This window comes from Vibrio navarrensis (genome assembly GCF_015767675.1).
Classification (GTDB): Bacteria; Pseudomonadota; Gammaproteobacteria; order Enterobacterales; family Vibrionaceae; genus Vibrio.
On sequence record NZ_CP065217.1, the window covers coordinates 488,691 to 503,668 of the forward strand.

At 52.9% G+C, this 14,978-nt stretch carries 10 protein-coding genes; 2 read left to right on the forward strand and 8 right to left on the reverse strand.

Annotation, left to right across the window (positions count from 1 at the left end):
* Nucleotides 1–13: 13 nt before the first annotated feature.
* Both carB and I3X05_RS02190 read left to right on the forward strand, forming a co-directional pair.
* A complete protein-coding gene (gene carB / locus I3X05_RS02185; protein WP_045569900.1) occupies nt 14–3,247 on the forward strand; it encodes a carbamoyl-phosphate synthase large subunit in 3,234 nt (1,077 codons plus the stop codon).
* A gap of 208 nt (nt 3,248–3,455) precedes the next feature.
* A complete protein-coding gene (locus I3X05_RS02190; RefSeq protein WP_045569976.1) occupies nt 3,456–4,235 on the forward strand; it encodes a TSUP family transporter in 780 nt (259 codons plus the stop codon).
* Here I3X05_RS02190 and I3X05_RS02195 read toward each other — a convergent pair.
* From I3X05_RS02195 to gltB, 8 genes are all read right to left on the reverse strand, one after another.
* Nucleotides 4,186–5,031: a LysR family transcriptional regulator gene (locus tag I3X05_RS02195; RefSeq protein ID WP_045569901.1), complete on the reverse strand. Its 846-nt coding sequence runs from the start codon at nt 5,029–5,031 to the stop codon at nt 4,186–4,188. The genes I3X05_RS02190 and I3X05_RS02195 overlap by 50 nt on opposite strands.
* 132 nt (nt 5,032–5,163) lie before the next feature.
* Nucleotides 5,164–5,784: a TRIC cation channel family protein gene (locus tag I3X05_RS02200; RefSeq protein WP_045569902.1), complete on the reverse strand. Its 621-nt coding sequence runs from the start codon at nt 5,782–5,784 to the stop codon at nt 5,164–5,166.
* Nucleotides 5,785–5,857: 73 nt separating this feature from the next.
* Nucleotides 5,858–6,694, reverse strand: a complete 837-nt coding sequence (gene btuF, locus I3X05_RS02205; protein WP_045569903.1) for a vitamin B12 ABC transporter substrate-binding protein BtuF — start codon at nt 6,692–6,694, stop codon at nt 5,858–5,860.
* Complete coding sequence (locus I3X05_RS02210; RefSeq protein ID WP_039440602.1) at nt 6,694–7,647, reverse strand: cobalamin biosynthesis family protein; 954 nt, start codon at nt 7,645–7,647, stop codon at nt 6,694–6,696. The genes btuF and I3X05_RS02210 overlap by 1 nt, the downstream gene beginning before the upstream one ends.
* A 12-nt stretch (nt 7,648–7,659) precedes the next feature.
* On the reverse strand, nt 7,660–8,355 hold the full coding sequence (gene mtnN / locus I3X05_RS02215; protein ID WP_193157630.1) for a 5'-methylthioadenosine/S-adenosylhomocysteine nucleosidase: 696 nt from the start codon (nt 8,353–8,355) through the stop codon (nt 7,660–7,662).
* Between the two features lie 93 nt (nt 8,356–8,448).
* A complete protein-coding gene (locus I3X05_RS02220) occupies nt 8,449–8,877 on the reverse strand; it encodes a DUF1499 domain-containing protein (RefSeq protein WP_337970933.1) in 429 nt (142 codons plus the stop codon).
* Between the two features lie 101 nt (nt 8,878–8,978).
* Nucleotides 8,979–10,391, reverse strand: coding sequence for an FAD-dependent oxidoreductase (locus I3X05_RS02225; protein WP_193153199.1), 1,413 nt, complete (start codon nt 10,389–10,391; stop codon nt 8,979–8,981).
* A 17-nt stretch (nt 10,392–10,408) separates the two neighbouring features.
* Nucleotides 10,409–14,872: a glutamate synthase large subunit gene (gene gltB, locus I3X05_RS02230; RefSeq protein WP_045569907.1), complete on the reverse strand. Its 4,464-nt coding sequence runs from the start codon at nt 14,870–14,872 to the stop codon at nt 10,409–10,411.
* Nucleotides 14,873–14,978: the final 106 nt, after the last annotated feature.

The window sequence follows — 14,978 nt, forward strand, 5'->3', positions numbered from 1 at the left end:
GGAGTAGTAAACAATGCCAAAACGTACTGACATTAAAAGCATTCTTATCCTGGGTGCGGGTCCGATTGTTATCGGCCAGGCTTGTGAGTTTGACTACTCAGGTGCGCAAGCGTGTAAAGCGCTGCGTGAAGAGGGTTACCGCGTTATTCTAGTTAACTCTAACCCAGCGACTATCATGACTGACCCAGAAATGGCGGATGCGACCTACATCGAGCCGATTCACTGGGAAGTGGTACGCAAGATCATCGAAAAAGAGCGTCCGGATGCCATCCTGCCAACCATGGGTGGTCAGACAGCACTGAACTGTGCTCTGGCGCTGGAAAAACATGGCGTACTGGCTGAGTTTGGCGTGGAAATGATCGGTGCAACGGCGGACGCGATTGATAAGGCTGAAGACCGTTCACGCTTCGATAAAGCAATGAAGTCTATCGGTCTGGAATGTCCGCGTGCAGACACCGCAAAAAACATGGAAGAAGCGTACCGCGTGCTGGATATGGTGGGTTTCCCTTGTATCATCCGTCCTTCTTTTACTATGGGTGGTACTGGCGGTGGTATCGCATACAACAAAGAAGAGTTTGAAGAAATCTGTCGTCGTGGTCTGGACCTGTCGCCAACCAACGAGCTGCTGATTGACGAATCTCTGATCGGCTGGAAAGAGTACGAAATGGAAGTGGTTCGCGATAAAGCGGACAACTGCATCATCGTGTGTGCGATTGAGAACTTCGACCCAATGGGTATCCATACCGGTGACTCAATCACAGTTGCTCCTGCTCAGACTCTGACTGACAAAGAGTACCAAATCATGCGTAACGCCTCTCTGGCGGTCCTGCGTGAAATCGGCGTAGAAACAGGTGGTTCGAACGTTCAGTTCGGTATCAACCCGAAAGATGGCCGTATGGTTATCATCGAGATGAACCCACGTGTATCTCGTTCTTCTGCTCTGGCTTCTAAAGCAACGGGTTTCCCAATTGCAAAAGTGGCAGCGAAACTGGCGGTCGGTTTTACCCTTGATGAACTGATGAACGACATCACTGGCGGCGCAACGCCAGCATCATTTGAACCCACCATTGACTACGTTGTAACTAAGATTCCTCGCTTTAACTTCGAGAAATTTGCTGGTGCCAACGACCGTCTGACGACTCAGATGAAGTCAGTGGGTGAAGTGATGGCGATTGGCCGTAACCAACAAGAATCACTGCAAAAAGCCCTGCGAGGCTTGGAAGTAGGCGCAACTGGTTTTGACGAAATGGTTGACCTGGATGCTCCGGATGCACTGACCAAGATTCGTCACGAGCTGAAAGAAGCGGGCGCAGAGCGTATTTGGTACATCGCAGATGCATTCCGTGCCGGTATGTCGGTAGACGGCGTGTTCAACCTGACTAACGTTGACCGCTGGTTCCTGGTGCAAATCGAAGAACTGGTGAAAATGGAAGAGCAGGTTAAGGCAGGTGGTTTTGCTGGCCTCAACGAAGATGTGCTGCGCGCAATGAAACGTAAAGGTTTCTCGGATGCGCGCCTATCAAAACTACTTGGTGTGGCTGAGAGCGAAATCCGTCGTCTACGTGACCAATACGACATCCACCCTGTATACAAACGTGTGGACACTTGTGCAGCAGAATTCTCTTCTGACACCGCCTACATGTACTCATCTTACGATGACGAATGTGAAGCAAACCCAACCGATAAAGAGAAAATCATGGTTCTGGGCGGTGGTCCAAACCGTATCGGTCAGGGTATCGAATTCGACTACTGCTGTGTACACGCGTCACTAGCGCTGCGTGAAGACGGTTACGAAACCATCATGGTGAACTGTAACCCAGAAACAGTTTCGACCGACTACGACACTTCAGACCGTCTGTACTTCGAACCAGTGACACTGGAAGATGTCCTCGCAATCGTCCGTGTTGAAAAACCAAAAGGCGTTATCGTGCAGTACGGTGGTCAGACTCCGCTGAAACTGGCGCGTGCACTGGAAGCGGCAGGTGTGCCAATCATTGGTACCAGCCCTGATGCGATTGACCGTGCTGAAGACCGTGAGCGTTTCCAACAAGCGGTAGATCGTCTGGGTCTGCTACAGCCACAAAACGCCACCGTGACGGCTATTGAACAAGCGATTGAGAAGTCTCGTGAAATCGGCTTCCCGCTGGTGGTTCGTCCTTCTTACGTACTGGGCGGTCGTGCGATGGAAATCGTTTACGATGAGTCTGACCTGCGCCGTTACTTTAACGAAGCGGTGAGCGTATCGAACGAATCTCCGGTTCTGCTGGACCGTTTCCTTGATGACGCAACGGAAGTGGATGTGGATGCTATCTGTGACGGCGAGCGCGTCGTGATTGGCGGCATCATGGAACACATCGAACAAGCAGGTGTTCACTCGGGTGACTCGGCCTGTTCGCTACCCGCTTACACGCTAAGTCAGGAAATTCAGGACAAGATGCGTGAGCAGGTTGAGAAGCTGGCGATGGAACTGGGCGTTCGCGGCTTGATGAACACGCAGTTTGCCGTCAAAGACAACGAAGTTTACCTGATTGAAGTGAACCCTCGTGCCGCGCGTACGGTTCCGTTCGTATCGAAAGCGACGGGTGCTCCGCTGGCGAAAATCGCTGCGCGCGTGATGGCAGGTCAATCGCTGGAGCAGCAAGGCTTTACCAAAGAAATCATTCCACCATACTACTCGGTTAAAGAAGTGGTACTGCCATTCAACAAGTTCCCGGGTGTTGACCCGCTGCTTGGTCCTGAAATGCGCTCAACCGGTGAAGTGATGGGTGTCGGTGCCACATTTGCAGAAGCATACGCAAAAGCGGAGCTGGGCTGTGGCAACGTCTACCCTGAAGGTGGCCGTGCACTGCTGTCAGTTCGCGAAGGCGACAAAGAGCGTGTGGTCGACCTGGCTTCTAAACTGGTGAAACTAGGCTACAAACTGGATGCGACGCACGGTACAGCGGTGATTCTGGGCGAAGCGGGCATCAACCCACGTCTGGTTAACAAGGTACATGAAGGCCGTCCGCACATTCTTGACCGCATCAAGAACAACGAGTACACCTACATCGTCAACACGGCCGCTGGCCGTCAGGCGATTGAAGACTCGAAAGTTTTGCGCCGCGGCGCATTGGCTGAGAAAGTTAACTACACCACCACGCTGAACGCAGCGTTTGCAACCTGTATGTCTCACACCGCAGATGCTAAAGCGAGCGTGACGTCAGTACAAGAGCTGCACGCGCAAGTGAAAGCAAGTTTACAAGTGTAATACAGTAAGCCGCCTTAAATATATCAATAGGCTTATTTGACAACCTCATTGCCCGCTCATTTGAGCGGGCTTTTTTATGCCAGCATTAGCGAGAACTCGATGTTATATTGATGAAAATTTGGAATGGATTGTTGTCGCTTGTTTCACTGTTGTAACCGTGCCGCCAGTGCTATTTTGTCGTTTTACTCAGTGGTTGATTCGCAAGGTCATGGAAGTCTCGTTAGAAGTTTTAGGATTACTGTTTTTAGTCGCCAGTGTCGCAGGGTTTATTGATGCCATGGCGGGGGGCGGCGGTTTGTTGACCTTGCCTGCACTATTAGCGGCAGGGGTGCCTCCGACTCAGGCGTTAGCCACCAATAAGCTGCAAAGTTCCTTCGGTAGTTTCTCCGCCAGCTGGTATTTCGTGCGTAATGGCATTGTCAGCCTCAAAGAGATGCGCTTGGCGATTGCCTGTACCTTTATCGGGTCTGCGATTGGTGCCGAGCTGGTGCAACAGTTTGATGCGTCGCTGCTGACCAGCTTGATTCCGCTCCTGCTGATCGCGATTTCGCTCTATTTTCTGCTGGCCCCACAGACTCGCGCTGATTCAGGTAAAAAACCGTTGCCGGAAGCGTTATTTGCCCTATGCGTCGGTGGTGGGATTGGCTTTTATGATGGTTTTTTTGGTCCGGGGACCGGCTCCATTTTTACCGTCTGTTTTGTGGTGTTGGGGCATTTCAGCCTAGTCGATGCGACCGCGCGTACTAAAGTGCTCAACTTTACCTCCAATATCGCTGCGCTGACTTTCTTTTTGATTGCGGGCCTGCCCATCTGGCAAATTGGTCTGACGATGGCGGTCGGTGGATTTATCGGCGCTCGCATGGGCGCGAAAGTTGTGGTCACCAAAGGCCAGAAATGGATTCGTCCTCTGGTGATCACCATGTCGATGCTGATGGCGCTTAAACTGCTGTGGGAACAGCACTCACAATCGTTTCTATCAATGTTCTAACCCGTGGTGAGCGATAGCTGGTGGCCCGGAGACAAATGTGGATCGGGCGAAACAGCGGTGCCAATTCGGCAAAGTCAAAGCAGTATTGCGGCTCGATTTTGAGCGCATTGACGATGGATAGGGGGACGAGGGCGGGGGCCATGCCACCCAATGCCAACTGCGCGGATGCGGTGTACGAGTCCATTTCCATCACCGGATTAATGCCAAGCCTAGCGAGGATGTCGGCCTGATAGGTGTTCGCCGGGTTGGTCAAGTCATTGGTTACCACTTCGTCCGGTAGGGTGGAAAGTGGCTGGCGGCTGACAATATAAAATGGCTCATCGAACAGATGCTGCGTCATCAAGCCATGATTTCCGGGTAGATAGCCAGCGCAAAGCCCTAGCGTGGCTTTGCCCGATTGAACCTGTTCGACAATGCGCGGCGTATGGTGAGTGGTGATGGTGAAATGCGGATCGCGCTGGCGATATTCCCCCATCACCTGAGTCAGATAGCCCGCGACCAAAGTCTCTGAGCAGTCGAGACGAATGAGCGTATCATCTTCCAGCGCTTGCTGCTCAAAGATCAGCCCGCGCAGCTCATTGAATGTCGGCCCGATGTTGGCGATCAGCTGCTCGGCTTCGGCGGTGAGTTTGATGTGCCGCCCAGCAGGAACCACCAGTTTCTTGCCCAGTTTCTTTTCCAGATTGGCAATGCGTTTACTCACGGCAGACTGGCTGATATACAGTTGGCTGCCTGTGCGGCTCATGGTTTTTTCTTTACTGAGAACTAACAGCGTTTCGATGCCTTCTAACAGCATGATGAGTGATGAATGTTGGGAATAGATGATTCACTGTAACCGAGAGGACACAACATGCCAAGCGACCAGCGAAATAAAGAGAGTACACCATAGGGCCGCCCAATAAGGCGGCCAATGATTGGCTGTTGATGGTTAGCGGTTGATGGCAAAAATCGGTAGCGACAAATGCCAGCGGATCGCGCCTAGGCGAATGATTAAAGTGGAAATTACCCCGGCTAAAAAAGCGGTGGAGTTATCATAGCCCATGCTCAAGGCAACCGTGTGGAACATACCGCCGATAATACAAGCGGTGGCGTACACTTCGCTGCGCAGCACCATAGGGATTTCACGAGCCAGCACATCGCGGATGATGCCACCGCCACAGCCCGTAATCACGCCCATGATCACCGCCACCATCCCCGAGTCTTGATAGGCTAAAGCTTTTTCTACGCCGATGCCGACAAACACCGCCAAGCCAATCGCATCACACACGGGCAAAATCCACCAAGAGAGGCGTTTTGGACGGCGCACCAGCAGCATGGTGAGTAAGCAGGTGATAAAAATTACCCACAGATAGGTCGTGTCTTTGATCCAGAACACCGGCGTGGCGCCCAGCGCCATATCGCGGATTGTGCCGCCACCGATGGCCGTGACACTGCCCAGAACCGCCACACCAAACGGGTCCATTTTCAGTCGTCCAGCGAGTAACACACCAGAAACCGCAAATACGGCGGTACCAAATAAATCAATAAAATACAGCAGCATGGAATCCATGTTACTCGATACCTTATAAATGCAAGGGAAGGAAAATTTGGGGGCAAATTGTACGAAATTTTTTCGCCAAACGTTAGCGATTTCCGCGGATGGTGGCAAAGTGCTCACACACTTGTTCAATCGCCAATAATGTTCTTGGGGTCGGACGATTGAGCCAGTCGGCATTGAGCTGCCAAAAGTGACCGTTTTGCAGCGCAGGGATCTCATCTCGCCAAGCATCCCACATGCCCCCATCACGCATGGCGTGCTCTGAGGCGAACATCGCCTGCGGTTTTCGCAGCACGACTTGCTCGACACTCACTTGCGGATAAGGTGACGCTGCATTGGCAAAGATGTTTTCCCCGCCACAAAAAGTAAACACCTCGCTGGGCCAGTTTTTCCCCGCAACCGTGATGATCGGCGCTTCACTCAACTGGTAAAAATAACGCACCTTTTCACTGCTGCGATATTTTTCGCTAAGTCTATTTAGTTGAGAGCGAAAACGCGCCGCCTCTTCGCGCCCTTGCTGTGGATTGGCGCTGTACTGGCTGAGCTGTTCGATATTGTTGGCGATGTCGGCCAAGCTTTCGGTTTTCGATTCGTAGAGGTGAAAGCCAAACTGGCGCAATTTTTCCAATTCTTTGGCTGGATTGCCAGCCGGCCAAGTAATGATCAAGTCCGGTTGCAAGGCGATGATGCGTTCAAGTTTGATCCCTTTGTAGTTGGCGATCTTTTCCAGCTTTTGAGCCTCTTGCGGGTAGTCACTCATTTCGCTAACGGCAATCAGTTGTTCTCCAAGCCCTGCCGCATACGCCAGTTCTGTCGCGTGGGGGGCAAGGCTGATCACCCGCTTGGCTGGCTCGGCGAAAGTGGTTTTCACTGTGCATAAAAGGAAGAACAGAATCAAAAGAGCAGGGCGCACGACAGTCATTATATTCCTTGATAGATCAGGCCAAGAATCAGGCTTTGCAGCAGCAACCAGACAAAAATTCGCCACGCCAGCAGCGTTTGGATTTGGTCGATATGCAGCGCGGAAGGGGCAATTCGGCCGCCAATTTTTGCTCGCTCGGTTTTTCGACCAGCATAAATCGCCGGCCCGCCCAGCGAGAGTTGCAATTTGTTGCCCACAACGCACAGCAGCCAGCCAGGGCCGGGAAGCGGCCACGATGGTGCTTGCTGTTTGATGCCACTTAACGCAATGGCGGCATTTTTTCCTAAAGCCAACAACAGGGCAAATAGGCGCAGCGGGATAACATCCAACAAGGCGGTCAAGCGAACGGCAGAGAGGCCGAAGGGGGAATAGTGCTGGCGACTAGGTGACCAAGCGCGGGCGAGCTCTGTGGTGAGTCGATACATCAAGGCGCCGATACCGCCGCCGATCGCAAACCAAAAAAACACGCCAATGACATTACGCCCATAACCCAGAATGACGGTCTCTGCGCCCGCTTTGCCCAATCCAAGCAGAGAAAGAGTACGTGTTTCGCGATTGAGAAACGGGGTGAGTAACTCACGGGCTGTTACTTTGTCTTCATTCGCCATCGCGCGCATCAATTGCCTGGCCAGTGTTTCATTGCTACGCCAGTCAAGCGCCAAGAGCAGCAGCGCCAACTCAAACAGCTCTGTTTGCCACACTAAAGGCTGCAGGGCAACGAGTAGCACTAAGCATGGTAACAGCATCAGTAGCAGTGCAAGAGTGCCGGAGAGTTGATTTTGTGTGTAACTGTCGGGACGATTGACTTTCTCCGCCAACAGTTGGGCGAATTTGTGCCATAGCCTGACCGGATGAGAAGCACGGGGGATAGGCAGAAGCAAATGAAACAACAGCGCGCCCCACATAATGAGGAGCGCGCCATTGGCATAGAGTTGCTTAAACAGTTCTTCCATGAACGCGTGCGATTATTTGATCAGCGACAGCATGTTGAAGACCATTTGCGACGAGCTTTGTGCCGCCAATGGGAGAAACTCTTCAAAACTCATTGGCGACTCTTTATCCGCCACATCTGAGATGGCGCGCACGACTACAAACGGCACTTTGAACTGGTGGCAAGTCTGGGCAATGGCTGAGGCTTCCATTTCAACGGCAATCACATTTGGGAAGTGGCTACGAATGAAAGTTTGGCGCTCTGCGGTGCAGACAAACGCATCGCCTGTACAGATCAAGCCGCGCACCGCGTGTTGACCTTCCATTTGCGCCAGCGCTTTTTCCGCGAGGCTCATTAGCTTTTCATCGGCTTCAAAAGCCGCTGGTTGGCCTGCCATCTGGCCAATTTCGTAGCCAAATGCCGTGACGTCGGCGTCGTGGTGGCGAACTTCGCTGGAGATCACCACATCACCCAAGTTGAGGCTTGCGTCAAAACCGCCAGCCGAGCCAGTGTTGATCACCACGTCAGGTTGATATTCATCGAGCAGAATCGTTGTGCCAATGGCTGCGGCCACTTTACCAATACCCGATTGCAGCAACACCACTTCAACGCCGTTGATCTGACCTGAATAAAAGGTGCAGCCTGCTTTGCTGGCTGTTTTTGCGTTTTGCAGCGCGTCTTTAAGAATGGCAACTTCTTGTTGCATTGCACCGATAATACCAACTTTCATATCAATCTCTTGTGTTCAACATTTGAATGGGCGTGAGTATAGCAAAGCTCTCTGACAATAAGTACAGTCTGTTTGGGCGTCTGGCTTCGCTGATTATTCGATGAGTCCGGCCTCTTGTAGCAAGGCTCTTAACTGCTCGGCTCGCTTACGGTTGACACCAAAATCAGAATAGCCTACCCGAGATTCTGAGCGCACCAACAGTTGCTTGCCATCCATTTTCAGTTCCAAATCATCGACAAAACGAAATACGCGTGAAGTGCATTCGATGCGCAGATAATTTCCTTGCTGCTGTGCGCTTTTGGCTCCGGGAAGCTGTAATGCAACTTGTTCTATCTGAGCCAAAGTTGCCTGTGGTTTGAGAACAAAAGGCTCAAGGTGAAACTTGTCGCGATTTTCTTGTGTAGAAACGCAGTTTGGCTTATCGCCACAAGGGGAAGCGGTTCGGTCCATCATTGGCGTGACTCCGGTTGCGCAGGCCGTTAGCCCACAGAGGCAGAAGGTGAGAAGAACGGCTTGTTTCATATTGGTACCTCGCATTGAGAGATAGCGACGTTGAGTGAATGTATTCAGTCTAAAACAAAAGAGGTTGGTGTCCATCACCAACCTCTTTTCTACATCCAGAATTAGACTTCTAAGTAGTCAAGGATCCCTTCAGCGGCTTTGCGACCTTCATCGATGGCGGTCACGACTAAGTCGGAACCTCGCACCGCATCGCCGCCAGCAAAGATTTTGCCGTTGCTGGTTTGGAACTTAAACGATTGATCTGCTGGCGCTTTAATGCGTCCCCACTGATCGAGTTCGACGCCATAAGGTTCCAACCAGCTCATCTGGTGCGGTTGAAAACCAAACGCCATGATCACCGCATCAGCAGGCAGAATATGCTCGCTGCCCGCAACGGGCTCTGGGCGACGGCGTCCCGCTTCATCGGGTTCCCCCAGCGCGGTTTGCACCACTTTGACACCAGTGACCGATCCGGCCGCATCCACTTCAATGCCGAGTGGCTGGAGGTTGAACATAAACTCAACCCCTTCCTCTTTAGCGTTTTTCACTTCACGGCGAGAACCGGGCATGTTCTCCTCATCACGTCGATAAGCACAGATAACCCGCGAAGCGCCCTGACGAATGGACGTGCGCACGCAGTCCATCGCAGTGTCACCCCCGCCGAGTACCACCACGTTTTTGCCAGCCATATCAATGAACGGCTGATCGTGCTCAAGCCCCATCACTTTGTAAGTATTGGAGATAAGAAATGGCAGCGCGTCATACACGCCAGAGGCGTCTTCGTTACTCAGCCCCGCGCGCATGTATTTGTAGGTGCCGACACCAAGAAATACCGCGTCATACTCATCGAGCAGTTGTTGCATCTGGATATCTTTGCCCACTTCCACGTTGAGGCGGAACTCAACGCCCATTTCGCTAAACACGCGACGGCGATTTTCCATCACCCCTTTTTCCAACTTGAATGAAGGAATGCCAAAGGTGAGCAGGCCGCCGATCTCTGGATAGCGATCAAACACCACTGGTTTCACCCCGTTGCGCACCAGTACGTCCGCCGCGGCGAGACCCGCCGGGCCAGCGCCGATGATCGCCACTTTCTTGTCGGTCCATTCCACCTTGGACATGTCAGGCTTCCAGCCCATCTCAAAGGCTTTGTCAGTGATGTACTTTTCAATATTGCCGATGGTGACTGCACCGAAATCGGCATTGAGCGTACATGACCCTTCACACAAGCGATCTTGTGGGCAGACACGGCCACACACCTCGGGCAAGCTGTTGGTTTGATGCGACAGCTCAACCGCTTCCAAAATGCGCCCTTCATTGGCCAGTTTTAGCCACTGCGGGATGTAGTTGTGCACGGGACATTTCCATTCACAGTACGGGTTCCCGCAGTCCAAGCAGCGGTCTGCCTGAGCGGTGGCTTGCTGCTTAGTAAACGGTTCATAAATTTCAACAAACTCAATCTTGCGGATCTGCAAAGGCTTCTTAGCCGGATCGACGCGTTGAACATCAATAAATTGGTATACATTCTGGCTCATGTTCGTCTCCTCCTTGACTATTGGGCCTGCACGCGAAGTTCTGCCGCACTGCGACTCTGGTGACCAAGCAGCGTGTTTAAATCGGCGGCCTTGGGTTTCACCAAGTAGAACTTAGGAATCCATTCATCAAAGTTAGCCAGAATATCTTCCGCATGCGTCGAGCCTGTCTCTTCGAGATGCTCGGCAATTAAACCGCGCAGATGTTCCTGATGGATATAAAGATCCGACAAGGAGATCGCTTCAACCGATTCGTTGTTCACGCGGCCTTGGAAGTCCTGATTGGTATCCAGCACGTAGGCAAAGCCGCCCGTCATACCTGCGCCAAAGTTGACCCCCGTCGCGCCCAATATCGCCACAATGCCGCCTGTCATGTACTCACAAGCGTTGTCACCAGCGCCTTCAATCACACTGATGGTGCCTGAGTTACGCACGCCAAAACGCTCACCCGCTTTACCCGCCGCGAAGAGCTTGCCGCCCGTTGCGCCATAGAGACAAGTATTGCCGATGATGGTGGCTTCATGGCATTTAAACGCAGTACCCATGTGCGGCTTGATCACCACTTTGCCGCCCGCCATGCCTTTACCGACGTAGTCGTTGGCATCGCCAGTCAGGTAAAGCTCAACCCCGCCTGCGTTCCACACACCAAAGGATTGGCCTGCGGTGCCATCAAGGTAGATCTTAATCGGTGAGGCAGCCATGCCTTGGTTACCGTAGCGTTTGGCTATCTCTCCAGATAAGCGCGCCCCGACCGAGCGATCGGTGTTGATCACTTTGTAGAAGAAGCTGGCGGATTGACGCTGTTCAACCACTTCGAGCGCATCGGCGACGATCTTCTGGTTAAGAATACCTTGGTCAAACGGCGTATTCGGCTGTGTCCAGTAAAGTGGGTGGCCCCGCGGCGACACTGGCGCTTCCAAAATGCCGGAGAGATCCAGCTTGGCCTGTTTGGCTGTCATGCCTTCGACCGCTTGCAAAAGATCGGTGCGGCCAATCAGGTCGGTCAGCTTTTCGACGCCGAGTTCGGCTAAGTAGCCACGGACTTCTTCCGCTAAGCCAATGAAATAGTTCATGACCATTTCGGGCAACCCTTTGAAGTACTCTTTACGCAGCGTTTCATCTTGCGTGGCAACGCCGGTGGCACAGTTGTTAAGGTGACAAATACGCAGGAATTTACAGCCCATCGCCACCATAGGCGCCGTGCCAAAACCGAAACTTTCAGCGCCGAGGATCGCCCCTTTTATTACATCCAGACCAGTTTTTAGCCCGCCATCGACTTGCAGACGGATCTTATGACGTAAACCGTTGGCAACCAGTGCTTGCTGAGTTTCCGCCAGGCCCAATTCCCACGGGCTGCCCGCATATTTCACTGAGGTGAGCGGGCTGGCCGCGGTACCACCGTCGTAGCCCGAGATGGTGATGAGATCGGCGTAGGCTTTGGCAACGCCAGTCGCGATGGTGCCAACCCCCGGCTCAGAAACCAGTTTGACCGATATCAGCGCTTGCGGATTGACCTGCTTCAAGTCGAAGATCAACTGCGCCAAATCCTCAATCGAATAGATATCGTGGTGTGGCGGCGGCGAAATCAGCGTCACGCCTTGCACCGAGTAGCGCAGCTTGGCGATTTCCGCCGTGACTTTGTGCCCCGGTAATTGGCCACCTTCGCCCGGTTTCGCCCCTTGCGCGACTTTGATTTGTAACACGTCAGCATTAGTCAGATAGTGTGGTGTTACGCCAAATCGGCCAGAAGCGACCTGCTTGATGCGCGAGTTGCGCTCCGTACCGAAACGGCGTGGATCTTCGCCCCCTTCCCCCGAGTTGGAGTAACCACCAAGGCGGTTCATCGCTGTGGCTAATGCTTCGTGCGCTTCTGGGCTGAGAGCACCAATCGACATTGCTGCCGAATCGAAGCGTTTAAACAGCTCGGTACTCGGCTCGATTCTCTCCAGCGGCAGTGGTGTTGCACTCGGTTTGAGTTTGAGCATATCGCGCAGCATTGCCACCGGACGCTCATTCACTTGTTTGGCAAAGTGCTGATAGTCACCTTGGTCACCGGATTTCACTGCGGTTTGCAGCGTGCCCACCACGTCTGGGTTGTAAGCGTGATACTCGCCGCCGTGCACGTATTTTAGCAGCCCGCCGTGTTCCATCGACTTACGTTTGGTCCACGCTTTGCGCGACAGGTTAAACAGATCTTGTTGGAAGTCGGCAAAGTTCGCCCCTTCAATACGGCTGGTGACGCCTTTAAAGCACAGCTCCACCACATCACGGCTCAGACCGACTGCCTCAAACAGCTGTGAGCAGCGGTACGAAGCGACCGTGGAAATGCCCATTTTCGACATGATCTTGTACAAACCTTTATTGATGCCGTACTGATAGTTTTGCATCACTTCGCGATAGCTCTTATCTAGCGCGCCATCATCGATCAGCTTGCCCAGCGTCTCGTAGGCCAAGTAGGGGTAAACCGCGGTCGCGCCGAAACCGAGTAACACAGCAAATTGATGTGGGTCGCGTGCGGTTGCTGTTTCGGCGATGATGTTGGCATCACAGCGTAAGTTGGCGTTAACGAGGCGAGTTTGTACTGCCCCTACGGCCATCGCTGCGGGAATAGGTAGCTTGCCTGCAACCAGCGCTCGGTCTGAAAGCACCAGCAATACGGTGCCTTCACGCACCACTTTTTCCGCTTGATCACACAGTTCCACAATCGCCTGCTGCAGATCTTTCTCATCTGGATCGTAGTTAATGTCCAAGATGGTATTGCGATAGTGATCGTCGCTCAGTTCAAGCAACTGCTGCATGTCGGAATAGAGCAGCACTGGCGAGTCAAACGTGACGCGGTGGGCGTGGCCGTCGGTTTCGCAAAAGACGTTCATCTCTTGGCCGATACTGGTGGCCAGCGACATCACGTGCTGCTCACGCAGCGGATCGATCGGTGGGTTGGTCACCTGAGCAAATTTTTGTCTGAAATAGTCAGTAATAAGGCGCTCTTTGGAAGAGAGCACCGCCATCGGCGTATCATCGCCCATCGAACCGACGGCTTCTTGTGCCAAGTCACCCAGCACACGCAGCACTTGGTCAACCTCTTCGTTGCTCATGGCAAACTGCTTTTGATAAGTTTTCAGCAGATCCTCATCAAAGCTGCGCTCTCCGACCTGATCTTCTGCTAGCTCAGAAAATGGCGTCAGGCGGCGAACGTTGTGTTCCATCCACTGGCGGTAAGGGTGACGGCTTTTGAGATCGTTATCGATTTCACTCGATTGCCACAATTTGCCTTTACGAGTATCAATCACCAGCAACTCGCCCGGTCCCACACGGCCTTTTTCCGCCACTTCATCCGGGGCGTAGTCCCAAATGCCGACTTCGGAGGCGAGGGTGATCAGTTTGTCTTTGGTAATGACGTAGCGCGCAGGGCGCAGGCCATTGCGGTCAAGGTTACACGCGGCGTAGCGACCATCGGAGAGAACGATCCCAGCCGGGCCGTCCCACGGCTCCATGTGTTTGGAGTTGAAATCGTAGAAGGCGCGCAGATCCTGATCCATATCGGGGTGGTTTTGCCACGCAGGCGGCACCAACATGCGCATGGCGCGGAAGATATCCATACCGCCAGCTAAGAAGAGATCCAGCATATTGTCGAGACTGGAAGAGTCGGAGCCCGTTTCGTTGACAAACGGCGCAGCGCTTTGCAGATCAGGCAGCAGCGGCGACGCGAACTTGTACGCACGTGCTCTTGCCCACTGGCGGTTGCCTTCTATGGTGTTGATCTCGCCGTTGTGCGCCAGATAGCGGAACGGCTGAGCCAGCGGCCAACGCGGTTGCGTGTTTGTCGAAAAACGCTGGTGGAACAAACAGATAGCTGACTCCATTCGCAGATCGGCCAGATCGAGATAAAAACGTGGCAAGTCGGCAGGCATGCACAGCCCTTTGTACACCATCACTTGCGTCGAGAGGCTACAAACGTAGAAATCTTTGTCGTCGCTGATCTGTTTTTCGATACGGCGGCGAGCGATATACAGACGGCGCTCAATATCACGTTCACGCCAGCCAGCGGGCGCAGAAATAAACACTTGTTGAATGTCAGGTAACGACGCTGCGGCAATCGGGCCGAGTACCGCTGGATTGGTTGGCACTTTGCGCCAACCCGCCACGGTGAGGGTCTCTTTCGCGAGTTCTTTATTGATGATGTCGCGTGCCGATTGCGCGTTAACCGGATTTTGGCTGAAGAAAATCATACCCACGGCATACTGTTTACCGAGGTTAAAGCCTTGTTCTTTGGCGATAAGATGCAGATAAGAATCCGGTTTTTGCAGTAACAGGCCGCAGCCGTCGCCAGTTTTGCCATCAGCGGCGATGCCACCACGGTGGGTCATACGATCGAGTGCGGAAATCGCGGTACGAACCAGTTTATGGCTTGGCTCACCCTCCATGTGGGCGATTAGGCCGAAGCCACAGTTGTCCTTTTCTAGGCTTGGATCATAAAGAGCCATTGCAATTCTCCCTTTGCTTCTCTGTCTTCCGGACAGAAATACCAGCATAAAGTTTGGCGGTATAGATGACTAACTATGCATTTTAATTGTTCTATTTTGTATATTA